20 protein-coding genes are annotated in these 26,075 nt (G+C 44.2%); 8 read left to right on the top strand and 12 right to left on the bottom strand.

The window, feature by feature from the left end; translation table 11 throughout:
- Positions 1-17 precede the first annotated feature (17 nt).
- Entirely contained in the window at positions 18-779 is a 762-nt protein-coding gene (locus tag Q4546_RS11420) for a hypothetical protein (protein WP_241904964.1), read from the top strand.
- A gap of 461 nt (positions 780-1,240) precedes the next feature.
- Here Q4546_RS11420 and Q4546_RS11430 read toward each other — a convergent pair whose 3' ends face one another.
- A complete protein-coding gene (locus tag Q4546_RS11430; RefSeq protein WP_303446302.1) occupies positions 1,241-2,251 on the bottom strand; it encodes a DUF4382 domain-containing protein in 1,011 nt (336 codons plus the stop codon).
- 124 nt (positions 2,252-2,375) lie between these two features.
- Positions 2,376-2,519: a hypothetical protein gene (locus Q4546_RS11435; RefSeq protein ID WP_157936457.1), complete on the bottom strand. Its 144-nt coding sequence runs from the start codon at positions 2,517-2,519 to the stop codon at positions 2,376-2,378.
- A gap of 257 nt (positions 2,520-2,776) precedes the next feature.
- On the opposite strand from Q4546_RS11435, the gene Q4546_RS11440 reads away from it, so the two are divergent.
- Complete coding sequence (locus Q4546_RS11440) at positions 2,777-3,319, top strand: DUF4287 domain-containing protein (protein WP_102440257.1); 543 nt, start codon at positions 2,777-2,779, stop codon at positions 3,317-3,319.
- Between the two features lie 98 nt (positions 3,320-3,417).
- On the opposite strand, the gene Q4546_RS11445 is transcribed toward Q4546_RS11440, so the two are convergent.
- Positions 3,418-3,852 (bottom strand): hypothetical protein, encoded by a 435-nt coding sequence (locus Q4546_RS11445; RefSeq protein ID WP_241901105.1) that lies wholly within the window; start codon positions 3,850-3,852, stop codon positions 3,418-3,420.
- Positions 3,853-4,047: 195 nt separating this feature from the next.
- Positions 4,048-4,518 (bottom strand): GNAT family N-acetyltransferase, encoded by a 471-nt coding sequence (locus Q4546_RS11450; RefSeq protein WP_102475929.1) that lies wholly within the window; start codon positions 4,516-4,518, stop codon positions 4,048-4,050.
- 146 nt (positions 4,519-4,664) lie between these two features.
- On the opposite strand from Q4546_RS11450, the gene rluF reads away from it, so the two are divergent.
- A complete protein-coding gene (rluF, locus tag Q4546_RS11455; protein WP_241903584.1) occupies positions 4,665-5,603 on the top strand; it encodes a 23S rRNA pseudouridine(2604) synthase RluF in 939 nt (312 codons plus the stop codon).
- A gap of 94 nt (positions 5,604-5,697) precedes the next feature.
- Here rluF and pyrC read toward each other — a convergent pair whose 3' ends face one another.
- Positions 5,698-6,735: a dihydroorotase gene (gene pyrC, locus Q4546_RS11460; RefSeq protein ID WP_102440253.1), complete on the bottom strand. Its 1,038-nt coding sequence runs from the start codon at positions 6,733-6,735 to the stop codon at positions 5,698-5,700.
- 346 nt (positions 6,736-7,081) lie between these two features.
- Between pyrC and Q4546_RS11465 the strand changes: the two genes are divergently transcribed.
- Positions 7,082-8,143: a sorbosone dehydrogenase family protein gene (locus Q4546_RS11465; protein ID WP_303446312.1), complete on the top strand. Its 1,062-nt coding sequence runs from the start codon at positions 7,082-7,084 to the stop codon at positions 8,141-8,143.
- Positions 8,144-9,025: 882 nt separating this feature from the next.
- Here the strand turns inward: Q4546_RS11465 and lysS are convergent.
- Together lysS and prfB are read right to left on the bottom strand one after the other, a co-directional pair.
- Positions 9,026-10,528 (bottom strand): lysine--tRNA ligase, encoded by a 1,503-nt coding sequence (gene lysS, locus Q4546_RS11470; protein WP_102435746.1) that lies wholly within the window; start codon positions 10,526-10,528, stop codon positions 9,026-9,028.
- A 12-nt stretch (positions 10,529-10,540) separates the two neighbouring features.
- Positions 10,541-11,639, bottom strand: a protein-coding gene (prfB, locus tag Q4546_RS11475; protein ID WP_198589352.1) for a peptide chain release factor 2 whose coding sequence is annotated in 2 segments (ribosomal slippage) — positions 10,541-11,563 and positions 11,565-11,639 — 1,098 coding nt in all. Because the reading frame shifts where the segments join, the coding sequence is not laid out codon by codon here.
- Positions 11,640-12,264: 625 nt separating this feature from the next.
- Between prfB and fdhF the strand changes: the two genes are divergently transcribed.
- Positions 12,265-16,497 carry a formate dehydrogenase subunit alpha gene (gene fdhF / locus Q4546_RS11480; RefSeq protein WP_303446303.1) on the top strand — a complete coding sequence of 1,411 codons (4,233 nt, stop codon included), beginning with the start codon at positions 12,265-12,267 and terminating at the stop codon, positions 16,495-16,497.
- Positions 16,498-16,599: 102 nt separating this feature from the next.
- Here the strand turns inward: fdhF and chrA are convergent, their stop codons facing one another.
- Both chrA and Q4546_RS11490 read right to left on the bottom strand, forming a co-directional pair.
- On the bottom strand, positions 16,600-17,751 hold the full coding sequence (chrA, locus tag Q4546_RS11485; RefSeq protein WP_102520650.1) for a chromate efflux transporter: 1,152 nt from the start codon (positions 17,749-17,751) through the stop codon (positions 16,600-16,602).
- A gap of 241 nt (positions 17,752-17,992) precedes the next feature.
- On the bottom strand, positions 17,993-18,430 hold the full coding sequence (locus Q4546_RS11490; protein ID WP_241901103.1) for a MarR family winged helix-turn-helix transcriptional regulator: 438 nt from the start codon (positions 18,428-18,430) through the stop codon (positions 17,993-17,995).
- Between the two features lie 275 nt (positions 18,431-18,705).
- Here Q4546_RS11490 and Q4546_RS11495 point away from each other — a divergent pair, with 275 nt between their 5' ends.
- Positions 18,706-18,891 (top strand): cytoplasmic protein, encoded by a 186-nt coding sequence (locus Q4546_RS11495; protein WP_076543161.1) that lies wholly within the window; start codon positions 18,706-18,708, stop codon positions 18,889-18,891.
- A gap of 112 nt (positions 18,892-19,003) precedes the next feature.
- Positions 19,004-19,720, top strand: coding sequence for an MliC family protein (locus Q4546_RS11500; RefSeq protein ID WP_303446304.1), 717 nt, complete (start codon positions 19,004-19,006; stop codon positions 19,718-19,720).
- A 90-nt stretch (positions 19,721-19,810) separates the two neighbouring features.
- Here the strand turns inward: Q4546_RS11500 and Q4546_RS11505 are convergent, their stop codons facing one another.
- Positions 19,811-20,197 (bottom strand): RNA polymerase subunit sigma, encoded by a 387-nt coding sequence (locus Q4546_RS11505; protein WP_076543163.1) that lies wholly within the window; start codon positions 20,195-20,197, stop codon positions 19,811-19,813.
- Positions 20,198-20,327: 130 nt separating this feature from the next.
- Entirely contained in the window at positions 20,328-21,026 is a 699-nt protein-coding gene (locus tag Q4546_RS11510; protein WP_102435732.1) for a DUF3581 domain-containing protein, read from the bottom strand.
- A gap of 312 nt (positions 21,027-21,338) precedes the next feature.
- Between Q4546_RS11510 and Q4546_RS11515 the strand changes: the two genes are divergently transcribed.
- A complete protein-coding gene (locus tag Q4546_RS11515) occupies positions 21,339-23,528 on the top strand; it encodes a TonB-dependent receptor (RefSeq protein ID WP_303413357.1) in 2,190 nt (729 codons plus the stop codon).
- A 164-nt stretch (positions 23,529-23,692) separates the two neighbouring features.
- On the opposite strand, the gene mrcB is transcribed toward Q4546_RS11515, so the two are convergent.
- Positions 23,693-25,936, bottom strand: a complete 2,244-nt coding sequence (mrcB, locus tag Q4546_RS11520) for a penicillin-binding protein 1B (RefSeq protein ID WP_303446313.1) — start codon at positions 25,934-25,936, stop codon at positions 23,693-23,695.
- Positions 25,937-26,075: the final 139 nt, after the last annotated feature.

The following is a 26,075-nucleotide window of genomic DNA, read 5'->3' on the forward strand; positions in this document are numbered from 1 at the left end:
ATGTCATAGGAGTTCCCGTGAAGTTACCTCTGCCTTTATCAATCATGTTTTCAAGTCTGCTTATCACTTTATCCGCTGCAAGTTACGCCCAATGCGACTTATCCTCGTCAAGCTTACAGGCAAGTTATCAACTCACCTCCACTGATAGTCCAGTCAGCCAACACCAGAATAAAAGCAGCCTTAATTTATGGCGCCAAGGCAATACCGTGGCGCATCAATACCCGCAAACTGATATCACTGAATCATGGTTTTTGCTCAATAATAAGCAAATCAAACCCACCCGTTTTTTTGATGGCTATCAACGCGGTATTGAATACCAACCAGGCGAAGTGGTTCACGGCAAGTCTGAACACGACTGGTCATATCGTTATCAATTTATCTCTGACAAGCTTATTTCACAGTTAACACTTAGCACCGAAACAGGCAAAGGCTGTGAGCGTCAGCAAGTGCTCACTCAAACCTCTGCAAACAGTAAAATTGAGCTAGTTTGGTTACCTGAACTACAACTTATCAGCCGCTTTAGTTGGACAAAAGGCCAAGGACAACATCAAACACATGAGCAATGGCAACTCACTGAACTCAGCCATGATGCAGATAAAGTCGCTGCTTTTTTCAAACAGCTTAATCATTACAAAATGACCGATTACGCCGATATTGGCGACGATCATAGCGATGAGTTTTTAACGAACATGGTAACTTTGGGGTTTGTTGAGCACGGCGCATCTGGGTTTTATGACACCGAAGGCAAAGCGCTTGCAGGTAATGGGCATGCTCATTAAGCATTGAGCATTGAGGGCAGTAGAAGTAATCCAATAAAAATGCCGACTTTCTGATTAAGCTACACAGTATTGGTTACTGTGTGCCTAGGGTCTGTTGATCTTTCACGGTTGTTTTTGCAGCGAATTGTTGGCCATTTATACAAGGCAGAGGCTTTGCAGTGTAGTTATTCTACATAATAAGCCGATAACGAAGTAAAAATGGCCAACAAACGCTGTCCGAAGAATTCGGCTAAAAACGAATTACGCTTTGTTGAGTGAATTTTTTGCAAACAAAGAGCGCTTAGATTGCTAGGCTGCACTCCACTCGCCGCGCTTAATTCGTTTTTATCTCGAACAAAATGCCACCAGCAAAGATCAACAGACCCTAGAGAATACTCGGCAACTTTCAGTTTATTCGCATTTGAACGAATTAATAACTTAACGTTAGCTGTTAAAATAGCTGTTAAAAATAGCCGTTAAAATTAAAAGCTACGCTCTGTGGTTTCACCATTAATCACAATAACCTCTTGCTCATCGGCATGGAGGAAAAAAGCCGGATCATCTTCTGGGGTATTTGGCAATTCAGGGTCATCATTTTGCGCAACGCAGGTATAACCTAAGCTGTAGTTATTGGCGACCACAAAACCAAACTCGTAGTCATAACTTACAACATCATCGTTTGCATCCAAAACAGGATTAACTCTGGCTGCTGCAATAGGCGCCACCATGATGAACTGACTTTCGCTATCACGAAAATCATCCATATTTTCAAGGGCTGTGGCTTCAGGGTATAAATACACTGCCGAGCTAAACTCTGAGCCCCCAGCTGCCATTTCACATTGCTCAATCACCTCAGTAGAGACACTACCATTAATGGCGCCAACTTCTGCACTATTTACCAATTGCACTGATGTTGGCTTTAAGGTCCAGTAGTCTTTATTACCTTTTGGCCCTTGTAAGCCTTTTTGTAAATTAAACTCAGCCACAAAACTATTGTTACCCGCTGCTATGGTGAATGCTTTATTAAAGAACAAGCGACCAGTATTGTCATCTTCAGCGCCAACCCCGCCACAACTGCCATTGCTGTTAGTGGTTAACCCTGCAATGGTTTCGTCCATCGTTTGTACATAGGAGCTTTCTTCATTGGCCACTTCACTGTTTTCCATGTAAATACACATTTGGTACTCACCGACAGTAACCTCTTGGCCGCTGACTAAGGTTTCAACGTCTGAGCCTTGAAATTCGAGTAAATCGACTTGCTTTAATTCGCCGTCTTCTGACACGTCAAATGAAATACTGCCAGCATCAGTTTTTTTTAACACCACCTGCTTAAATGCGATGGTGACTTTTTCTGCATCAGCAGGGTTATCTGATACCCCTAAATTAAAGGTGCCAGTTTCAATGACAGGAGTAGAGTCATCATTATCGCTTCCGCCACAGGCCGTTAATAATCCAGCCGTTGCGATAAGAAATGCTATTTTTGAAAGTTTCATTGGTTATCGACCTTTATCATTACAACCTCAGGTTGAAGTGTAGCATAGCAAGTCACAGCACAGCTCGACGAAAGCACAGTCGTATCAATACCTACGCCCAAATAACACTTAGGTCATGACAATGTTAATGTCCTGCCGTGCTTGGACCATAACCACCAAACTTGGTAGCAAAATAGCCAATAATCCAACCCGCGATTAATCCATCGGCAACAAACCAAAATGGCGATTGCAATGCACCGCCCAGACCGAATATGGCGAAGTGGTTCATAGTAAATCCGCAAGCAAGAGTGATATCGACTTCAGTTTATTCCTTACAAGCTCATCTGGCATGATGATAATGTGTCTAACCGCCTAACTTTATTTTAAACCGTGGATATTACCTAAATATTCATTTTCAATATTTGTAGATAACTCCCATACACTTGCTTATGAAGATTGAAATAAAACCAGTGCATTATTGGTTTCAAATGACTACCTTTAATAAGTACAAACATAAACGATGCTTGCCATCGATTGGAGACCGAAATGGATAAAGCACTGCAAACCATGATTGCTAATATGCCAGAAAAAACAGGCAAGTCATTACCAGAGTGGCTCGATATACTTGCAAAGCAGAACATTGAAAAGCATGGAATGGCAGTAAAATATTTGAAAGCTGAACATGATGTTAGCCATGGGTTTGCCAATACCATCGTCACCTTATCAAAACAAAAAGACGAATCAGCTGATGAGTTAGTCACTCAACAATATCAAGGCAAAGAAGCCCTGACGCCAATCTATGATGTGCTTATTGCTATTGTGAGCGGCTTTGGCCAAGACGTAGTGATAACCCCTAAAAAAGCGACAGTGAGTATCATTAGGAAAAAACAATTTGCCCTGATTAAACCTGCGACCAAAACCCGTATCGACCTAGGGTTAAAAATCAAAGACACACAACCTCAAGGTTGCCTTGAAGATTCTGGGCCTTTTGGTGCAATGTGTAGCCATCGCATACAATTAAAAGATATTGCGGATGTGAATGATGAAGTAAAGCAATGGTTGCTTTTAGCATACGATCAATCTGTTTAATAGCAGTGATACAGGTTAGCTGCTTAAACTGAATTCATGAGTTAAGAATTTCAGTTAGGCAGCCAAACCAACCCATTAAGCTCGATAAAAGCCTTTCATTACCTTCCCGCCGTACTTGGACCATAACCACCAAACTTGGTAGCAAAATAGCCAATAATCCAACCCGCGATTAATCCATCAGCAACAAACCAAAACGGTGATTGTAATGCACCGCCAAGACCAAATATAGCCACCATTAAGGCTTGAATTTGATCATAGGCCACAAAGGTAAACACCAGATTCATCCAGCCGCCCATTATGGTTGCGGTTAGCCACCAAGGCATGGCTATTTTTAACACCGGATGATAATCAAATACCCCAGCAAGCCCAATAATGGCGCCAAAAGTGATATACCACAGCAGTAATCCCCACAAAAACAATAAACTGGTTTCTGGGGCAAGCCATGGCACTATCCAAAAGCACAATACCCCAAAGGCTAAACCGATAAGCTTGCCCACGGCGGTGCGGGTGACTAAAGAAGGGTTAGAAATCATAATGACCTCCATACTATTTGAATGAGTCAGGTAAATCACCTGACTGATTTAGCCACGGCGATTAAGGGCTGCTATTAGCGGTTCACAACAGCGTTTATTCACCGCCAAGGTTGTTGTAAAGACCTCCATATTAGCCCTATCTGTTAACCCTCAATGTGATCTTGGATAATCAATGCTTGGATTAATACTTAATTATTAGCCAAGGCGAAACAGCAATAAGGCTCGCTCATTGTCAGTGCTTTTATTAGTTTGACCATCATCAAGCTGAGCATCATGAATAAAGCCATTGCTGATAAGCACTTTAATAGAACCCAAATTATCTTGGGTCACTTCGGCAAATATTGGCCTTTGAGTTTGCTCCGCTAAAAAGACTCTTAAGGCATTAGTACCGATGCCCTGACCCCAATAGTCTCTCCCAAGCCAATATCCCAATAGCCATTGCTGCTCACTTTGCCATAAAACCACACTGCCAACGATATCGTTATCAACAATTATCGCTTTGGCTGTTATATCAGCATGACTCAAAATATTGCTCTGCCAATGTTCAAAAAAGGCATTACGGTCTCTCGCCGGAAAATCGGCCATCTCATTAGCCTGTGGATCGGCTTGAAACTGATATAAATGTTCTAAATCGGTGGCTAATACATTCCTAAGCTGTAAGTGCATGCTTCCCTCTCATCTTTCATTCCATTAATTGCATTTCGACGCGCTCTTTTATCAGTATGCTTATGCAAAATTGCCAAAAATTGATAAACTGTCTGGCTTAAACCTAACCTTTCTTCAGATTAATCTCTACTCACAGGAAAACCATAGTGACCGATTCATCAATGCGCCTTAATAAATACATCAGTGAAAGTGGCATATGTTCAAGACGTGATGCCGACCGTTTTATTGAGCAAGGCAACGTGTTTATTAACGGTAAGCGTGCACAGGTCGGCGACCAAGTTAGCTTTGGTGATAAAGTAAAAGTAAACGGTCAAGATATTGAGCCAAGAGATGCTGAAGATTTAGTCTTTATCGCCCTTAATAAACCCGTGGGCATTGTCAGTACCACCGAAGGCACCGAACGCGATAACATCGTCGATTTCGTCAATCACTCAACCCGCATATTCCCTATTGGTCGTTTAGATAAAGACTCCCAAGGTTTAATCTTTTTAACCAATAATGGTGACTTAGTTAATAAAATCCTCCGCGCGGGTAATAACCACGATAAAGAATACGTGGTCACGGTGAATAAACCCATTACCGATAGCTTTATCAAAGGCATGGGCGCTGGGGTACCGATATTAGGGGTAGTCACGAAAAAGTGTAAGGTTGAACAAGTATCACCGTACGCTTTTAAAATCGTATTAGTTCAAGGTCTTAACCGCCAAATTCGTAGAATGTGTGAACATTTTGGCTTTGAAGTCACCAAGCTTGAACGCCAACAAATCATGAACGTCAGCCTCAAAGGTCTGCCAATCGGTGAATGGCGTGATTTAGATAAGCAAGAGCTAGATGTATTGTTTGAGATGATTAAAGACTCATCATCAGAAGACAAAAAAGCCCCAAAGAAAAAGTCTCAGCCTAAAGTTAAAACCGTAGCTCGTGAAAAAATTGAAGGCCCAGAGCACTTTATGCAGCACAACCGCAGCACCAAGCATAAAGGCCAAGCAAAAGGTGGCGGTAAAGGCCAAACTAAAGGTCAAGCTAAGGGAGCAGGTAAAGGCGGCAAAGGTAAGCCAAGCGGCGGTCGTAAGCCAAAGCGCTAACAGCTAGACAAACAATAAAAAAACCAGCATTTCTGCTGGTTTTTTTATTGGATAGTCATAAACCTTTAAATCGTCATAAACCTTTAAATAGCCGTTAAGCAGTTTTCACTTTCCAGTTAACCGTTTCGCCGGCAAAGAATGGCACGATTGGATTCTGATTTGGCAAGATAATTTGCTCAGGAACAACCCACTGTTCTTTAACTAATGTCACTGTACCAGTATTGCGCGGCAAGCCATAAAAGTCGGCACCATGTAAGCTGGCAAAACCTTCTAACTTATCTAACGCACCTAAGTCATCAAATACTTGGGCATAAAGCTCTAGTGCAGACCATGCGCTGTAACAACCCGCACAACCACAGGCTGATTCTTTACGGTGCTTTTCATGAGGCGCAGAATCTGTACCTAAAAAGAACTTACTTGAACCCGTTGCAACAGCCGCTTGCAATGCTTGCTGATGAATATTGCGCTTAAGTACTGGTAAGCAGAAGTTATGTGGGCGTACGCCGCCAACTAATAAGTCATTACGGTTTAACAATAAATGCTGCGGGGTAATGGTTGCGGCAATATTGTTTGGGGCGCTCGCGACAAACTCAGCCGCATCTTTAGTGGTAATATGCTCAAACACCACTTTAAGATTTGGCATGGCTTCAACAATGCGCGCCATATAGCGATCGATAAAGATTTTTTCGCGGTCAAAAATATCAATGTGCGATTCAGTCACTTCACCATGAACTAGCAATAACATGCCTTGTTCGGCCATCACTTCAAAGATAGGAAATAATGCATCTAATGCTTTTACTGCAGCATCAGAATTAGTGGTTGCGCCAGCTGGATATAATTTTGCTGCCACAACGCCCGCCGCTTTGGCATCAATAATGTCTTGAGCGCTGGTGTTATTGGTTAAAAACAAAGTCATTAACGGCTCAAAACTGCTACCAGCAGGACGCGCCGCTAAAATGCGCTCACGGTAAGCTGACACCATAGCTGCATCGGTAACAGGCGGTACTAGGTTAGGCATCACAATCGCACGTTGGAATAAACGCGCAGTGGCAGGTACGGTTTCAGCTAGCATATCTCCATCACGGAAATGTAAGTGCCAATCGTCCGGCGTAGTAATTGTCAGTTGCGTCATTGTGAGCCCTTAATATCAATAGCAATAATTTGGCGCTATTGTGCCTGAAAAGGGCTTTTTTTGATAGGTGCTAAACTTAAACGCTGACTTTGCTACAGCAAAAAATATAGCGGCAATTACAATGATAAATTGCCGCGCAAAACGGGGAAATAGCCCCAACAAGCAGCACATCCAACTGAGGTTAAGCTGTCGTTTCAACTCAAGTGCATTAGCAAGTATGATAACCACTCAGCATTAGTCGCCACGGCATAATCAATAAAAAACTAACAAGGACATGTTTGTGATCAAATCCATTCCCCTATTCTTAGGGCAGCAGCTAAAACACACTACGGCCATATCATCAGCGATGCTGGTATCCCTTAGCGTAAATGCGCTGCCGATAGAAAAGATTAAGCTACCACCCAATTTTACTATCGAGGTGTATGCCGATAATGTCGAAAACGCCCGTCAAATGGCGTTAGGCGATAACGGCACCTTGTTTGTCGGTAGCCGCCGCGCGGGCAACCTCTATGCGCTAATTGATAGCAATAATGACATGAAAGCTGACAAACAAATTGTATTAGCCAAGGACTTATTTATGCCATCAGGCATCGCTTTTCATGATGGCAGTTTGTATGTGGCTGAAGTGGATAAAATCTGGCGCTATAGTGATATCGAAAAACACTTACCTAATGTGCCAAAACCTGAGCTGGTTTACGATAAGTTGCCCAATAAAGCGCATCACGGCTGGAAGTTCATCAAATTTGGCCCAGATGGCAAATTATATATCCCAGTGGGTGCGCCCTGTAATGTCTGCGAAAGCGAACTGCCTTTTGCATCGATTTTAAAGCTCGATGTAGAGACTAAACAAACCACTATCGTCGCCAAAGGTGTGCGTAACAGTGTCGGTTTTGACTTTCACCCTGAAACCGGTGAGTTATGGTTTACCGATAATGGCCGCGACATGATGGGCGATGATTTACCTGATGACGAGCTTAATCATGTCACCCAAGTTGGCCAACACTTTGGTTTCCCTTATGTGCATAACGCTGACATCGCCGATCCTGAATTTTCTAATAACGAATTAGCCAAGTTAAATACCCCACCCGTGTTAAACCTCGGCGCCCATGTGGCAGGATTAGGCATGGAGTTTTACCAAGGCGAGCAGTTTCCTGCTGAATATAAAGGCCGTATTTTTATCGCCCAACATGGTTCATGGAATCGCAGCAGCAAGGTCGGCTATCGCATCATGCAAGTGACCTTGGACGGCAATAAAGTAAGTGATTACCAACCCTTTGCCACAGGCTGGCTGCAAGGTGAAGTCAGCTGGGGCAGACCAGTAGCGGTGCTTACCATGGCAGATGGTTCAATGCTGGTTTCTGATGATGCAGGGAATGCGGTTTATCGAATTAGTTATTCTGAAAACTAATCTGGTTCATTTTTTTTCCAAACTTCGTTTGGATTAATGTCATGGATGGCTCTATTGATTTCGATTAATCTGAGTCACGGTATTTCCAAACTTCGTTTGGATTAACGTCATGGATGGCTCTATTAATTTCGATTAATTTGAGTCACTGTATTTCCAAACTTCGTTTGGATTAACGTCGTGGGTTTTCCACCCACACCCGAGCAAAAGGGAGTAGACGGCAACTCCCTCTTGCATCACCCTCGCCGCTCCGGCGAAATTTAAACAGCAAAATTTCCAACGGAGAATCATCCAGCTTTTAACTTCGTTTGTAGGCTGCTTCGGTAATCTTCAAAAATCACTAACGCATTCGATGGGGCGTCCCTTCCCCTCGAAAGCTAGCCAGACATCCATGTCTGGACTCACGTAATTTTCTTGCTTACCTCAATTCAAATTGAACATTCAGATAAGAGCAAAAACACCAAAAGCACCAAAAGCTATATTGTTTCTAATTTTAACCTAGTTAAGCCAAACGAACCTGCAGGCACAATAATCTCCGTTGGAAGTGTCCGAATGCGTTGAGCTAATTTGCGTGATGGAGGCAGGACGCCGACATAGCCTCAGTTGAGCCAGGGATGGCGAATCTGAGGCGATAGCAAATTCGCTCTATAGCATGAGGGTCAACACTTCGTCGGAGCGGCAAGGGATGTCGAGAAGGGAAATGCTGTTGTTTCCCTTTCGTCGGGTGTGGGCGAAGCGCCACGACTTTGATCTACTTATTAACTAACCTAATAAAATGACTTTTATTGATAAAACCTAGCAAAGTCACCCACAAAAAAACCAGCCACTTTTCCAAGTAGACTGGTTTTTTAATAGTGATTATTAAGCCAACGGCTTAACCAACAATTACCCTTGTGGGCGCATCGCTGGGAACAAGATCACGTCACGAATAGTGTGTGTGTTAGTGAATAACATCACTAAACGATCGATACCAATACCTTGACCTGCAGTTGGTGGTAAACCGTGCTCTAGTGCGCGAATATAATCGGCATCGTAGAACATCGCTTCATCGTCACCGGCATCTTTAGCATCAACTTGTGCTTTAAAGCGATTGTCTTGATCTTGTGCATCGTTAAGCTCAGAGAAACCGTTAGCCACTTCACGGCCGCCAATGAAGAACTCGAAACGGTCGGTGATGAAATGGTTGTCGTCGTTACGACGTGCAAGTGGTGAAATGTCAGCTGGGTAACCAGTAATGAACGTAGGTTGCATTAACTGAGGCTCAGCGGTTTCACCAAAGATTTCTTCAAGTAGTTGACCACAAGTCCAGAACTTCTCGATTGTCATGCCAAGGCTCTTAGCCAAGTCACGCATGAACTCAACGTCTTTAACTTCTTCGTAAGTCATAGACTGAATGGTTGCGTTGTCAGGGTTGTATTTTTTGATAGCGTCTAACATGCTTAAACGTGCATATGGGCCACCAAAATCAACAGTATGCTCACCGTATGGTAGCTTGGTAGAACCACAAAGCTCAGTAGCGATCGAACTTAGCATTTCTTCAGTAAGATCCATTAGATCTTTGTAATCAGCGTACGCCATATAGAATTCCATCATAGTGAATTCTGGGTTATGACGAGGCGATAAGCCTTCGTTACGGAAGTTACGGTTAACTTCAAATACTCGCTCAAAACCACCAACCACTAGACGCTTAAGGTATAGCTCTGGTGCGATACGCAAGTACATCGCCATATCAAGTGCATTGTGGTGCGTTTCAAAAGGACGCGCGCTAGCGCCACCAGGAATGCTGTGCATCATTGGGGTTTCAACTTCCATGAACTCTTTTTTGATCATGAAGTTACGGATAGCTGAAACCACTTTAGAACGCATAATAAATGCATTACGTGACTCTTCGTTAACTATTAAGTCAACGTAACGTTGACGGTAACGCGTTTCTTGGTCTGATAAACCGTGGAACTTTTCAGGCAGTGGACGCAATGCTTTAGTGAGCAATTGGTACTGCTCCATGTTCACATATAAATCGCCTTTACCAGAAAGGTGTAACTTACCGGTCACACCGATGATGTCACCAATGTCTAAACCTTGGAATGTGGCTTTAAGATCTTTTTGAACATCTTTACCCGCGTAGGCTTGAATGCGACCAGATACATCTTGGATTACCAAGAATGGGCCACGTTTAGCCATAATACGCCCAGCAATTGAACGGTTAACGTCCATGCCTTCAAGCTCTTCTTTAGTGAAGTGACCATATTCAGCTTGAATATCGGCAGCTTTGTGTTTGCGATCGAAGTTATTTGGGTGACCATTTGCAGGGCAGTTTTCGCGGATGTGATCTAGTTTCGCGCGACGTTCTGCAATTAACTTGTTTTCGTCTTGGGTTTGTTCAGTCATCTTCTTCTCTCGTTAAAGGCCAGATTTAAGGCTAGCTTCAATAAACTTGTCCAAGTCGCCATCTAAGACGCTTTGGGTATTTCGGTTTTCAACACCGGTACGTAAATCTTTAATACGGGCATCATCAAGCACGTATGAACGGATTTGGCTGCCCCAACCAATATCTGATTTGGCATCTTCCGCGGCTTGCTTATCAGCGTTCTGTTTGAGCATTTCTAACTCGTACAGTTTCGCTTTTAATTGTTTCATTGCAGCGTCACGGTTCTTATGTTGCGAACGGTCATTTTGACACTGCACCACAGTATTAGTGGGTAAATGGGTAATACGTATTGCTGATTCGGTTTTGTTGACGTGCTGACCACCTGCACCTGAGGCGCGGTAGGTATCAATACGTAAATCAGATGGATTGATATCAATCTCAATTGAATCGTCAATTTCTGGGTAAACGAATACCGAACAGAAAGAAGTATGACGCTTACCTGACGAATCAAACGGTGACTTACGCACTAAACGGTGAACACCGGTTTCTGTACGCAGCGAACCAAAGGCATATTCACCATTAAACTTGATGGTTGCGCCTTTAATACCAGCGACATCGCCGTCGGTGACTTCCATTAGTTCAGGTTTGTAATCGTGGGCTTCACCCCAACGTAAATACATACGCAGTACCATATTGGCCCAATCTTGTGCCTCGGTACCACCAGAACCTGATTGAATGTCTAAGTAGCAGTCTGCAGCATCATGTGGGCCCGAGAACATACGGCGGAATTCAAGTTCTTCCAAACGTTTCTCAAGATCATCTAATTCTGTGCTGGCATCGTTAAAGGTTTCTTCATCATCTTCTTCGATGGCAAGTTCAACCAGTCCTTCAATATCTTCAAGGCCGCTATCCATATCGTCGATCGTTTTCACGACGGCTTCTAGGGCGCTGCGCTCTTTACCTAGGGCTTGGGCATTATCTGGATCATTCCAAACTTCCGCACTTTCGAGCTCTCTACTGACTTCTTCTAAACGCTCACTTTTGGCAGCGTAGTCAAAGATACCCCCGAAGAAGTTCGGTGCGGTCAGCGAGTTCCTTGATTTTGAATTTAACTGGATTTACTTCAAACATGAATTTTCTACTTAATTTAGCGGTAAACAATACAATTAACCGCGCATTTTACCCCATGACTGCGACTAAACCTAGCGCTCAGAGGCGATTATTAACAAACATTAGTGGAATTGTTGATAACCAGGAAAAAACCGCCCATCAGCAAGCTGAACCACAAGCTGTGTTATTGGCTAAAAATGTCAGCAAATAGCCCAAAACCATGGCATTACTATAGCTAAAAATGGTTCATCAAGCCGCTGACTGGTAATGTAACCGGCTTAGAATTAATTGCTAAAAAAACGTTAACCTGCGACATAATCGGGCCTTTTATTCAGCACATCTACAACAATCTCTTTCAAATCTGCACGTTACTCCCCTTAGCTTTAAACTTTTATCAGCACTCGAATATGGCAGCGATCAACTACCAATAGCACCAAGATCAATTTAACCCCAAATTTGCGACCTAATCCCACTTAAAGCTAAAGCAAAACAGATTAAGTCACAAAACCACACCCAAGCGTGATGGCGATTACAAAAGCTTATTCCACTTACTCAGCTTGATTCTGTTCATCTAAAAATAGGTATATTTTGTAGAGCTAATAAAGGGCGAAAATTTAGCCTGTAATAACCCCTACAAGGCCTAGTGATGATTACTCTCAAAATAGATGGCATTGCGTTAACTGTCAGTGCTGATAAAAATATTCTTCAAGCCGCTCGCGATGGCGGGATAAACATTCCTAGCTTATGCGATCCTGCAAACGGCAATACCCAGCGCAGTCATGGCAAACACAGCGATGGCAAACAAGCCTGTAATCTTTGTGTGGTTGATATCAAAAATCACGATGGCAGCTGCCGCAAAGTAAAAGCCTGTGAAACCCCTGTTGCCAGTGACATGCACATTACCACTCAAACCGCTGAGTTAAGCAAGTTACGCCAAGCAGCGTTAACCACTATTTTGTCTGATCACTTTGCTGACTGTGAAGCGCCCTGTCAGCAAGCCTGCCCTGCAGGGGTGGATATTCAAAGTTACCTGTTTCATATCGCCCAAGGTAATCACACCGAAGCGGTAAAAGTCATTAAGCAAACCTTACCTTTGCCGCTGTCTATTGGCCGTGTTTGCCCGGCCTTTTGTGAAGCCGAATGTCGCCGAGGCTTGGTTGATGAGCCAGTGGCTATTAGACAATTAAAGCGCCACGCCGCCGATTTAGACCTTGCCGATGAGCACAGCTATCAAATTGAAAAGCTGCCAGCTACTGGTAAAAAAGTCGCCATTATTGGTAGTGGCCCTGCTGGTTTAAGCGCCGGTTACTTTTTATCAAACCAAGGCCATCAGGTGCGCATTTTTGAGTCTATGCCCAAAGCGGGTGGCTGGCTGCGCTATGGCATTCCTGAGTATCGCTTACCTAAAGATATTCTTGATAAAGAAATTGATTTACTTAGCCAAAATGGCCTAGACATTGTCACTAATACCCGCCTTGGTGAAGATGTTCATCTAAAACAACTTACCGATGATTACGATGCTGTGTGTTTAGCCATTGGCGCCCAAAAAGCAGTGGCGATGAACTACCCGGGCAGTGATCTAACAGGCTGTTACTTAGGGGTCGATTACTTACGAGATTACTGCACCGAGCAAAGCTATCAAATCGGTCATAAAGTCGCGGTGATTGGCGGCGGTAATACTGCCATTGATTGCGCCCGCACCGCCGTGCGCGCAGGCCATGATGTCACCTTAATTTATCGCCGTACCCGTGCTGATATGCCCGCTGAGCCTTATGAAATTCATGAAGCTGAAGTTGAAGGGGTTAAGTTTCACTTTTTAACTAATCCGCTTAACAATATCGCTAATGAAGACGGCCAAGTCAGCGCCATTGAACTGGCGAAAATGGCCTTGGGCGAACCTGATGCATCAGGGCGGCGCTCACCAAAAGCCACTGGCGAAAGCTTTATTGAAGCCTTTGATACTGTCATTGCTGCGGTGTCGCAAACCCCAGATATGAGCTTTATGGAAGATCCAGCCAGTCACCTCACCACAGGTGAACTGGCGCTAACTCGCTGGAATACTTTTATCGGCTGTGAGCACACTATGTCTGCAGGGGTTGATAAACTGTTTGTAATTGGTGACTCTCGCCGCGGCCCAGCGACAGCAGTAGCGGCCATTGGTGATGGCCGTAAAGCCGCTGTAGCCATTAATAAATTGCTACACGAGGGGCTCAATTGCGACTTAACCCCAAAACCATTTAATGCAACGAAAGCGCCTAAAACCGCTGAATTATCAGCCGAGTTATACCCCAGCATTGCAGCAAAACCTCGCTACAAAATGGCTGAGCTTAGCGCCATTGAGCGTCAGCTAAATTTCAATGAAGTGGAGTTAGGCTATGCGCCCGATGAAGCAATGCAAGAAGCCGCCCGCTGTTTAGAGTGTGCTTGTCAGGCCAATACCGATTGTAAATTACGTGATTATGCCACTGAGTATCATGTGCAAGCGGAGCAATTAGACAGCACCAATGCGCGCCAATTTGCGGTGGATAAAACCAGCCCGTTTATTCAGTTTGATGCCAACCGCTGTATTAGCTGCGGCAAATGCGTCGATATTTGTGGTCAGCAAAGTGGTCACAATGCCATTAAGTTCACTAAAGACAGCTTCCAAGCATTACCGAATCAATTAACCGATGAGCGCCAAGCTCCTCGGGTTGGCTTTAGTGCCAGCATGGCCGACAGTGATTGTGTGCAATGTGGTAACTGCGTGCAAGTGTGCCCAACTGGCGCGCTGGTTGATGCCCGTGATAAACGCCAAGGCGATGAAGAGCAGTTAACGACCACCTCGACCATTTGTACATACTGTGGTGTGGGTTGTCGTATCGAAGTCAGCGTGTCACCGACCACAGGCAAAATTTGCCATGTTGAAGGCAGTAAACACTCTGATGTTAACGATGGCATGTTGTGCGTTAAGGGCCGTTTTGGGTTTGACTTTATTCAAAGCGAGCAACGCTTAACCACGCCGCTTATTCGTAAAATGGGCGAGCTGATCCCCTGCAGTTGGGATGAAGCGCTAGATACCATCGCCGATAATTTTGCCAAGGTTAAAGCTGAAGCAGGCGCTGATGCCATTGCCACTTTAGCCTCAGCCAAAGCCACCAATGAAGATAACTACCTCATTCAAAAGTTTGTTCGCAGCGTATTAGGCACCAATAATATCGACCATTGTGCCCGTTTGTGTCATGCCAGTACTGTGTCAGCCCTGCAACTAAGTTTGGGTAGCGGCGCAATGACCAATGATATTCCGGGGATCAAAGAGTCTGACTTAATCTTTATCTTAGGCTCAGATACCTGCAATGCGCACCCGATAATTGCCTCAAGAATTAAACAAGCGATTCGCTCCCATGGCGCCCGCTTGATCGTTGCCGACCCAAAACGTGTCTCCATTGCTGATGATGCCTGTTTATACGTAGCGCAAAAGCCCGGCTCTGATGTGGTGCTGCTCAATGCGATTATGGCTGAGATCATTCGTCATGATTGGCATGACAAAGACTATATCAACGCCCATACCCAAGGCTTTGATGCAGTGATGCAAGAAGTGCTTAAGCCTGAATATCAGTTGCAAAATGCCACCAAGATTTGTGGGGTTAGCGCTGAGGATATTGCCCAAATGGCGCGTTATATTGGCACAGCGGAGAAAACCGCAGTCTACTACGCTATGGGCATAACCCAGCACACCTCAGGCCATGACAATGTCACTGCTATCGCTAACCTGCAAATGCTCTGTGGCAATTTAGGTAAAGTGGGTGCAGGCATTAATCCACTGCGTGGCCAAAGTAATGTTCAAGGTGCGTGTGATATGGGCGCGCTGCCAAATTACTACACTGGCTATCAGCGGGTTGATAACCCTGTGGTGCGTGAGAAATTTGAGCAGCAGTGGCAAACGCCGCTGTCAGCCACCGAGGGCTTAACGGCCACTGAAGTGATGCATGCCATTACCGAAGACAAAGTTAAAGCCTTATACGTTATGGGCGAAAACCCTGTGCTGAGCGACCCAGATCAAGCCCATGTGCTTGAAGCTTTGGAGAAGCTGCCGTTTTTAGTGGTGCAAGATATCTTCTTAACTGAAACCGCCAAGTATGCAGATGTGGTGCTACCTGCGGCATCATTTGCTGAAAAACAGGGCCACTTTACCAATACAGAGCGCCGAGTGCAGCGCCTAGAAGCAGTATTAACCCCGCCGGGACAAGCCCGCGCTGACTGGCAAATCATTCAAGATATTGCCAATAAACTGGGCGCTAACTGGCACTACGCTAACGAGCAAGCGATCACTAACGAGATCAATCAAGTGACCCCGCAATATCAAGGGATCACTTGGGATCGTTTAAGTGCTGATAAACATGGCACGCCAAGTAAAGGGCTGCAGTGGCCTTGCCGTGATGAGCAACATAGGGGAACGCCCGTGCTGCATCAGGAGCAGCCCATTAAAGGCAAAGGTATATTCACCGCCGTGAGCTATCGCGCCCCAGCCGAATCTACCTGTGATGAGTATCCATTGGTATTGTCTACAGGTCGCTTATTAGAGCAGTTTCACACCGGTACCTTAAGCCGAAAAACCAGCGGTTTAGATACTTTAGGTACCCCAAGAGTGATGATGTCGGTGTTTGATGCTGAGCGTCTTGGGGTGAGTAATGGCGATAATTTAAAACTGAGTTCACGCCGCGGCGAAATTGAAATTGCCGCCTTTGTCACTAAGAGAGCGCAAGCGGGCGTTTTATTCTTACCGTTCCACTTTGCTGAAGCGGCGGCGAATAAGTTAACCAATAACGCAGTCGATCCGGTGGCCAAAATACCTGAGTTTAAAGTCTGCGCCGTTAAAGCGGAGTTAGCCACAGCGGTGTAATTTCACGCTTAACTGAAGTAAAACTGACGTAAAAACTGATAAAAAAGGCAAGCTTAGGTATATCACCAAGCTTGCCTTTTTTTATCGCGATATCGTATTTAGTTAAAGCACGGCTAACAAAGCCCCTGTAGCGGCAAACCCTGCTACTAACAAAACAATGTTGGGCTTAAAGATTTTCAGCACGCCAAAGCCTAATAACACCAATGCCATATCAATAGGTAATAGCACCGCTGAGGTAAACACTGGCGAATAAAGTGCGGCAAACAATAACCCCACCACTGCGGCATTCACTCCAGCAATAGCACCTGATATAACCGGTCGCTCACTGATAGCATGCCAGCTTTTTAACCCCACCAGCATCAGTAAAAATCCCGGTACAAAAATGGCAATGGTCGCCACAATAGCGCCTAAAATGGGTTGCTCCAACCATAAATCGGCCCCTAAAAAGGTCGCCAAGGTGAACATAGGCCCAGGAATCGCCTGCGCTAGTGCATAACCGGTTAGAAATCGATCTGGGCTTACCAGCTCACCGACATTGGCTTCCAGCAGTGGCAGCACCACATGACCGCCGCCAAACACTAAGCTGCCCACCTGATAAAATTGTGCAAATACTTGGCCTAGGGTGCCAGTTTGATTAATAAAGTAAAACGTCGACACTATGCCAATGATAAATAATGCTAACCAGCCATAGTTAAGCTTAATGGGGCTATTTTCTGGGGTAATATTTTCGCCTTTGGTGAGCAATACCACGCCCATTATCGCCGCCAGCAATAATACGATAATTTGGGTCAGCATTGAGGGGAGTAACATCAAGCAAGCTGCGGTAAGCAACATAATAACCCGGGCGGTTTTGCGCTGACAAAATTGGCTAAACATTCCCAATGTCGCATCAGCAACGACCACTACTGCCAGCAGTTTTAAGCCGTGGATTATGCCGACAACCGCATCGGCTTCAAGCCACTTGGCACTGGTTATGGCGAGTAAGAACAGCAACATAAAAGACGGTAAGGTAAAACCCAAAAATGCGGCTATTGCGCCTGCTAAGCCGCCGCGATGATAACCAATAGCAAAGCCAACCTGACTCGAACCCGGCCCTGGCATAAACTGACTTAACGCCACAAAGCTGCCATAGCGTTTTTCATCGAGCCAATTAAGCTCGCTAACAAAGGTCTGCCTAAAATAACCAATATGCGCTGCGGGGCCGCCAAAACTGACTAAACCTAAGGCTAAAAAGCGGGTAAATATTTGCCACATAAGCTGTCCAATTCCGTTTAGAGATAAGCTGGCGATAGCATCACTGGCTTAAGTTTAAATAATGAGGTTTAAATAATTAGTTTTAAATAATAAGAGTTTGATACGAGATCATTAATACCAGCTTGCTATCAACCCCGTCACTAGATTAATTATATGACGCTTTGGTGTCGTTTTTATGACAGCGTACTTTTTCTGACCGCACAGTTTGATGACAATAGACTCGATAGCTCATTGAGTCTAGTTAGGCTTGTAATTGCGCTAACACTTTCTCGCTGAGTAACTTTAATTGCTGTAATTCATCTGCGCTGCCACCGACTTTACAGCGCATCAATTGTGGAATTTGGCTCGCTTGCCGTTTTAAAGCCAGTCCTTGGGGCGTTAACTGTAATACCCTAACCCGCTCGTCTTCTTTACTGCGATCTCGGATAACCAGTTGCTTTGTTTCCAGTCTTTTTAGTAACGGTGTTAAGGTGCCTGAGTCCAAATGTAATTTTTCACCTAAGGTTTTAACGCTAATCCCGGGCTCTTTCCACAGCACCATCATCACTAAATATTGCGGATAGGTTAGTGATAGTTCATCAAGTAGTGGCCGATAAGCGCGCACGACCGCATTGGTGGCACTATAAAGCGCAAAACATACTTGGTTTTCTAATGCCAATGCATCAAACTTTTCACTCATAATCATTCCTTAAATCCTAGTCACAGGCTTACTTTCTCGCAAAATTCTAATATCTATGGCGCTCAGTATTTGATGTGCAGCTTAATCACAACTACTGCATAGCCAAAGCGATTATCAGTTTATCACACTTAAATTGCGCACAATACAATATACTGATAGACCATTAGCCATTACTGCGCTGATACAGATTAATACAAAAATATTATCTACCTTTCCTTATTTTGGCCGATAAATCATTAACCCATTTAGGTTTCGCTAATTAGAGTAATAATATTATGGCACTTTCCATCAATGCTCCATCATCAATGCCGACCAATATCGATTCAGGTAGTAGCCTCAAAGTTGCTGTAATTGCAAAAGATCAGCAAAAAATTGAAGGTGAAATGGCCCTTCAATTAATTGAAGCCGCGCTGCCACCACCGGTTGGTAACTCAGGCCATAACATTAATATCAAAGCCTAAAGCTGTTACTGCTGAGTTGAGCTGTTGGATTAAGCTCATGATCGATTAAGCTAAATTAGCCAGATAGGTTATGATTTATTTTTAAGCACCTTTAAAAATAGGATTGTCTATCATGGCTATAAGAGCATTACTGTTATTGCTGAGTTACTGCGCGAGCACTCAGGCCATTGCACTGAGTGATCATGAGGTATTAGCTAATACTCAAGCCACTGAAGCTGATAAGTTAGCGCCTGCTTTTGATTGCCAGCAAGCAAGTGGCGAAGTGGAGCAGCTTATTTGCCAAGATAGTCAATTGGCACAGCTTGATATACAGCTCAATCAAGTGTTCAAAAAGTCAATTTCCCAGCTAGGCGCAGATGCTGATTTAGATGTAGATGCATTAGCGCAACTTAAAGCTTTTCAGCGAGGCTGGATAAAAGGCCGTAATGAGTGTTGGAAGGCTGACGATATTAAACAGTGCGTGATTTACGCCTATACTTCACGGCTAACCGAATTACAGATCGCCGCTGCGGTATTTGACGTACCTAAGGCGGTACAATATCAATGTGATCCCCCATCGAACAACAATCTGATGAGTATTAGGGTTTATTTTTATAACCAAACTGCGATACCTGCAGCAATATTGAACCTAAGCTTAGCTCCAACTGCTGATCCAATTGCAGATTCAAGAGCTGTCACGGTAGCGCAGCAAAATCCGCTATTAACATTACTGACGCTAAGTGCATCTGGGGCGAAATACCAAGGGCAGAATGTTAGTTTCTGGACTCTCCAGCAACAAGCCGTGCTAAGCCAATTTGGGCAAGCGGATATAGATTGCCGAGTAAAATAGGGTAAAAGTCCAATAAAAAAACCATGCTAAAAAGCATGGTTTATTGTTTACTAACGCTAAGCGATAAGTACTAAGCGCTAGCGGTTTAGATTAGTTTAAAATGCTGTAGCCGCGATTTGCCATGCAGTTACGCACTACTGTTTCTTTCTCTGCTTCGTAATTGGCTTCATTGGCTCTTCTATCTTTCGCGCCACCTAGCAAGCCTACAGCAACACCAATACCGGCGCCGGTTTTAGCACCATGTGAACCACTACCACCAGCAATGGCACTGCCCGCTGCGCCGACTGCCGCACCTTTAAGGCCACTACTAATGGCACCACGAGATTCAGTATTTTTATGAACTTGCTGTGACATTTCTTGGCATTGATATTGATCGAAAACAAAATCTTTTTCATTCACGCCCGTTTTATCATAAATAATATTCGCGCTAGCTGAAAATGCTAAAAAAGAAAGCGAAACCAGTAATAATTTTTTCATATAAACCTCAAGCGATAATCAACTTATGGACGTATCCTACCTAAAGCATAATGTAAAAACGGAATATCGCATTTTTAAAATGGAATAATGCTAATTTACTACTGGCTAACTAAAACTTAACTTTCAGAAGTTAAGCTAATTTACTGCTTTCATAGCTATGACACATTTGCTGCGCTTGCAGCTCATCGTATTCGCGTAAACCGCTTAACACTAGGGTTTTGATACCTGAGCCTATGACTTTACCTGCGCTTTTTAAGGCAAACTGCAAGGTCACATCACCGCGTTTGCCATTGATTTGCATATCCTGCTCAACCAATTCAAGGCTCATATCAGTGAAATCGAAAGTATCTAATTGAAAAGACATACTTTCATAAATAACCAAAGGTCTGGCTGGGTTAATCATCATGCCGTACTGTTTCATCATCGGCACGAGTACATGAATAAAATTAAGCCCAGAAAACGCCACATAACTTTTGATGAATGCCGCTTTTTGTACATCACATTGACAAAGCGCCCCTTCACGTTCGATATGCAGGTATTCTTTGCCTTTGTTGTCACAAATACTAAATTGTTCACCGGCTTGCTGATCCAGAATTAACTCAACGCCATCACCGACCATGCCAGCAAACTTAAACTTCATTTTTTTGCTCAAGCCGAACTCTGTGAGCACTAAAGCAAACAGTAAGTCACCAGGAACACAGAAGCGTTTAGCGCCAACATTATGAATAGGATTAAAGTCTTCAGCGACGTGCTTGGCGAAATTGCTCGCTTGCAAAGCAGAAATAAACACACTTTGGTCTTGCTTAGCGTAATAAGGTGACAAAAACATATACATCCATTCTTATTCGTTAAAGATATCCATCTCTTATTGAGTTGGGTTTATTGTGAATCGAGTTTACAGCAAAAATTCACATAAACTCAGCCGATGACTTAATCGCTGTCACGACTGCAGCACTATGCTCTTACCTCACTATTTGTGAAGCGAACCACATCATACTAATCCAACTCCAACATTTGAGTTAACATTATTAACTCAAATGTTGATTTTAGTAATTAATTAAGTAAACTCCATCACAATACGGATACAAATGATAACAATTACCATTTTCATTATATTTGCAATTCGCCTTTGGAGATTTACATGACTCAACACAGCCTTCGAATTAGTCTTTTAGCCACTGCCCTATTCAGCGCTTTTTCAGCATCTGCTGCCGATACAGATCCTGCAACCAATGCCACCATGGAGCAAATCTCAATTTTTGGCAGTGCCAATCCGGTTAATAATGTTCCCGGTAGTGCTCATGTTATCGGTGACGCTGAAATTGAAAACTTCAAATACACCGACATTATGCGCACCCTAGCGTCTGTGCCTGGGGTGTATCTGCAAGAAGAAGATGGTTATGGCTTACGTCCAAATATTGGTATGCGTGGCACGGGTCAAAATCGTTCTGAAAAAATCACCATTATGGAAGACGGAGTATTAGCGGCGCCTGCGCCTTATGCTTCTCCTGCGGCTTACTACTTTCCAACCTCTGGTAGAATGCAAACCGTTGAGATCATGAAAGGCGGCTCGACCCTTAAATACGGCCCTCGCACCACTGGTGGTATTATCAATATGCTTTCTCGTCAAATCCCAGTGGAAGAACTGGCTGGCGGTATTGATGTGGCCGCAGGACAAGACGGCTTTGCTAAAGTACATGCCCATGCAGGCGGTCAAGGCGAACGCGTTGGCGCGGTAGCAGAAATTTACCGTTATCAAGCTGATGGCTTTCGCGACATTAATGGTGTTGGTGGTGATACTGGTTTTGTGAAAAACGATGCCTTAGCGAAAATCAGTATTGATAGTAGCGACGATGCCAAGTATCAGCAACGCCTTGAATTAAAATTAAAGTACTCAGATGAAGTGTCTAACGAAACTTACATGGGTTTAACTGAAGATGATTATAACGCTTCACCTTATATGCGTTACTCTGCCTCTCAAAAAGATGAAATGAGCACTGATCACAAGCAAATTCAGTTAAACCATATCATCGACTTTAGCTCGACTGTATCACTTGCGACCACGGCTTATTACAACAACTTCCACCGCAACTGGTATAAAACCAATAAAGTGGCGGGTCAAAGTTTAAGTAGCGGTGGTATTGAAGCTGCGGCTGATTTTGATCGCGATCCTGCTTCAGCAGCTGCGATTGATGTTGAAGTGAAAGCCAATAACCGTGACTACCTATCCCAAGGTATTCAAACTGAGCTAAATTGGCTAGTGGGCGACCATGACTTAGCCATTGGCGCTCGTTACCATGAAGATGAAATGGATCGCTTCCAGTGGGTTGATACCTATGAGTTAGGCGCTAACCAAGTGATGTCGCTGACTAATAGCGGCACTCCTGGTTCTGATTCAAACCGTATTGATAGTGCTGAAGCGTTTGCTTTTTATGTTCAAGATAAGATGACCTTCGGTGATTTAGCCATTACTGCCGGTCTACGTTATGAAGATGTCACCACCCAGCGTCGTGATTGGGGTAAAACTAACGTCGGCCGTGAAGGCGCACCAGATAAAGATATCAGCAACAGCTTTGATGTGGTTTTACCTTCAGTTGCAGCAACTTACCAAATAACCGATAACTTAATTGTGCTCGCAGGCATTCAGCAAGGTTTTGCCCCTAGCGCCCCCGGTAATGATGACGGTAAAGAAGAAAAAAGCTGGAACTATGAAGCAGGTGTTCGTTACAACACTGGTGCATTAAACTCTGAAGCTATCGCCTTTTACAGTGATTACAGCAATATGCATGGTAACTGCACCGCGGCTCAAGGTTGTGATGATGACAATATCGGTAATCAATACAATGCTGGTGAAGTTGAAGTCAGTGGCATTGAACTAAGTTTAGGTTATGAATTTAATCAAACAGGCGAGATTAGTTTCCCGGTAAAAATGGCTTACACCTTCAGCAATGCTGAATTCCAAAACGCATTCATCTCTGACTTTGAGTCATGGGGCGACGTTGAAAAAGGTGATGAACTGCCTTATTTACCTGATAACCAACTGTTCTTATCTGCAGGCGTTCAAGCACAAGCATGGCAAGTCACTATTGCAGGTCGTTATACCTCTGATATGCGCACCGTCGCCGATCAAGGTGGTATCCCTGCAGAAGAATTAATTGCCAATAAAACCGTTGTGGATTTATCGGCTCGTTACTTCATTAATGATGCATCTGAAGTCTACTTAACCGTTGATAACTTATTGGATGAAACCTATATGACCACCCGCATTCATGGTTCTATCTTTGCTGGTAAGCCGCAAACGGCAACACTCGGTTATCACTATAAGTTTTAATCGCTTAGGTTAAGATTTAGCTAAGCTTTAGTTAAGCGATATAAACTTAAGCCAAAGGTAAGCTCGCTAAATACCGACACAATAAAAATGGCTACTCAAACGAGTAGCCATTTTTTATTCTGCCTAATTAATCATTAAGATTATAAAGCTGACTCAGCTGAGTGTTAATTGATGATTTTTTGCCACCAAGACAAGGGCTCACCACAGTTTGCAGCAGGCTTGTAGCTGTCACGTGTGGCAGGCAGCGCCATCACATTGTCACAATCGGCTTGTTTTGCCACGCCAGTGTCTTTATCAAAATAACCTTGGGTTATGCCATCTGCCGGCGTCATTCTTAAACCTAACGGCGGACGCTGCTTTAAAAATGCTTGGTACACTGCCATTGCGCCGCTTGAGCCATATAAACCCGTTTTACTGTTATCGTCTTGACCAACCCAAATAGCTGCCACGTTACGCTCATCAAAGCCTGCAAACCAAGAGTCACGACTATCATTACTGGTGCCGGTTTTACCCGCTAGAGCTACATTAGGGAATGCTTGACCCAAGCGTTTAGCAGTGCCGGTTTTGACCACTTGATTCATCGCATATTGCACCAAGAAATCGGTTGCAGGATCCATTCCTTGAACGGCACTTTCACGCGTTACCTTCAATGGTTGATTATTAGTATCAAGCACCGCAGTTATTGATGTTAATGGTCGATAACGGCCATTATTGGCAATGGTTTGATAAGCCTGCGCCACCATATAAGGTGAGCCATTAATGGCCCCTAACAACATTGATGGATAGCGAGGTATAGCATCGGACCAACCCGCATTAGCCATGGTTTTAGCGACATTATCAACGCCTAATTCAATACCAATATTCACCGTTGGTACATTCATTGAGTTTTTAAATGCATCTAATAATGGCACCTGTTGACGGAATTTTCGATCCACATTTTGTGGCGACCAGGTTTTACCTTGACCATTTTGTAAGGTGATCGGTTTGTCAGCTATTGGGGTCGCCAAATTATATTTACTGCCTTGTTGCAATGCAGTGGCATACACAAATGGTTTCACTAACGAGCCAATCGGGCGGCGAATTTCCACTGCGCGGTTAAAGCCGTCAAAGCTTGGCACTCTATCCCCTACCATGGCGGCAATGCCATCGGTGTATTTGTCAGTTACCACCATCCCTACTTGCACGTTTTTAGTGCGTTCATCCAGTGATTTCATGGTGCTTAATACGGCTTTCTCAGCAGCATCCTGAGCCATTGGATCTAAGGTGGTGTAAACCTTGACCCCTGATTGCTGCAGTAAGCTATCACCATAACGCGTTCGTAACTCTTGTTTTACCACCGCAAAGAAAGCTGGCAGTTTTTGATGTACTGATTTATTAAAATCACGCAGCCCGAGTGGTGATTCTACCGCCGCTTTGTATTGCTCAACGGTTAAGCGATCATCTTCCATCAGTAATCGCAGCACCAAGTCGCGGCGATTTTGCGCCCGCTCAGGTGAGCGCCAAGGGTTGTAGTATGATGGCCCTTTAATGGCGGCAATTAAAAAGGCTTGTTGGGATACTGTTAGCTCCGCGATAGGACGGCCGAAGTAAAACTGCGACGCCAAGCCCATACCATGAACGCCACGCGCCTTGTCTTGCCCCATATACACTTCATTTAAATAAGCCTCGAGTATCTCTTCTTTGCTGTATCGAAAATCAATGATGATTGCCATTAAGGCTTCACGGATTTTACGCACAATTGAGCGCTCACTGGTTAAAAAGAAGTTTTTGGCTAATTGCTGAGTTAAGGTTGAACCACCTTGAACTGTGCGCCCGGCGGTCACATTGACGATAGCGGCGCGGAGAATGGCAAATGGATTAACCCCATGATGCTGATAAAAACTGCGATCTTCGACCAAAATCAGGGCATCGACAATAGCTTGGGGCATTTCTGTGGTAGGCACAAATAATCGGTCTTCAGCGCCAGAAGCCAAAATGCGATCCAGCAATACTGGCTCTAAATGAAATACTGCTAATTGACGCTTATCACTCATGCGCTGCACTGAGTTGACCCCTTGAGAGTCAAATGAAATCATCACCCGCTGAGCTGCTTGATCGCCTTCTGGGTGTAAAAATGGTCGACGCCAAAGCTCAATTTTACTACTGGATGCTGAAAACTCGCCCACTTGACGAGGGTTGGCCACTTTACGATAGCCAAGCAGTTTTAGCTCCGCCATTAGCTGCGGATGGTTTATGGCTGCGCCGGGATAAATGGCCATTGAACGGCTAAACACTTGTGCGGGTAAGTGCCATTTTTGCCCTTCAAATTTACGGGCAATAATTTGATCTAAATAGATGCCGTAAGAGCTCACCACCACGATGCCAATCAAGCCGAGTTTCCAGCCGATTGACCACAGTTTTTTCCACATTGACGGCTTAGCTTTAGCAACGACCCTTTTTACTCTAGGCTTTTTAGTCGCCGCTTTTTTGCTGGCGTTTTTTTTCGTCGCAGCAGTTTTGGTCGCTGGCGTTTTAGGCGCTGCTGTTTTAGGAACCGATTGCTTTTCT

Origin of the sequence: Shewanella sp. 4_MG-2023 (assembly GCF_030548015.1) — a bacterium.
In the GTDB taxonomy this organism is placed as follows: Bacteria; Pseudomonadota; Gammaproteobacteria; order Enterobacterales; family Shewanellaceae; genus Shewanella.

What these genes read in the sequence shown, in the direction of transcription:
- Q4546_RS11430 (WP_303446302.1), bottom strand. Translation starts at nt 2,251, where the DNA reads ATGAAACTTTCAAAAATAGCATTTCTTATCGCAACGGCTGGATTATTA.
- Q4546_RS11490 (WP_241901103.1), bottom strand. Translation starts at nt 18,430, where the DNA reads ATGAGTGAAAAGTTTGATGCATTGGCATTAGAAAACCAAGTATGTTTT.
- Q4546_RS11465 (WP_303446312.1), top strand. Translation starts at nt 7,082, where the DNA reads ATGCTGGTATCCCTTAGCGTAAATGCGCTGCCGATAGAAAAGATTAAG.
- chrA (WP_102520650.1), bottom strand. Translation starts at nt 17,751, where the DNA reads ATGTGGCAAATATTTACCCGCTTTTTAGCCTTAGGTTTAGTCAGTTTT.
- Q4546_RS11500 (WP_303446304.1), top strand. Translation starts at nt 19,004, where the DNA reads ATGGCTATAAGAGCATTACTGTTATTGCTGAGTTACTGCGCGAGCACT.
- lysS (WP_102435746.1), bottom strand. Translation starts at nt 10,528, where the DNA reads ATGACTGAACAAACCCAAGACGAAAACAAGTTAATTGCAGAACGTCGC.
- Q4546_RS11450 (WP_102475929.1), bottom strand. Translation starts at nt 4,518, where the DNA reads ATGCACTTACAGCTTAGGAATGTATTAGCCACCGATTTAGAACATTTA.
- mrcB (WP_303446313.1), bottom strand. Translation starts at nt 25,936, where the DNA reads ATGTGGAAAAAACTGTGGTCAATCGGCTGGAAACTCGGCTTGATTGGC.
- Q4546_RS11515 (WP_303413357.1), top strand. Translation starts at nt 21,339, where the DNA reads ATGACTCAACACAGCCTTCGAATTAGTCTTTTAGCCACTGCCCTATTC.
- fdhF (WP_303446303.1), top strand. Translation starts at nt 12,265, where the DNA reads ATGATTACTCTCAAAATAGATGGCATTGCGTTAACTGTCAGTGCTGAT.
- Q4546_RS11435 (WP_157936457.1), bottom strand. Translation starts at nt 2,519, where the DNA reads ATGAACCACTTCGCCATATTCGGTCTGGGCGGTGCATTGCAATCGCCA.
- pyrC (WP_102440253.1), bottom strand. Translation starts at nt 6,735, where the DNA reads ATGACGCAACTGACAATTACTACGCCGGACGATTGGCACTTACATTTC.
- Q4546_RS11505 (WP_076543163.1), bottom strand. Translation starts at nt 20,197, where the DNA reads ATGAAAAAATTATTACTGGTTTCGCTTTCTTTTTTAGCATTTTCAGCT.
- Q4546_RS11495 (WP_076543161.1), top strand. Translation starts at nt 18,706, where the DNA reads ATGGCACTTTCCATCAATGCTCCATCATCAATGCCGACCAATATCGAT.
- Q4546_RS11510 (WP_102435732.1), bottom strand. Translation starts at nt 21,026, where the DNA reads ATGTTTTTGTCACCTTATTACGCTAAGCAAGACCAAAGTGTGTTTATT.
- Q4546_RS11445 (WP_241901105.1), bottom strand. Translation starts at nt 3,852, where the DNA reads ATGATTTCTAACCCTTCTTTAGTCACCCGCACCGCCGTGGGCAAGCTT.
- Q4546_RS11440 (WP_102440257.1), top strand. Translation starts at nt 2,777, where the DNA reads ATGGATAAAGCACTGCAAACCATGATTGCTAATATGCCAGAAAAAACA.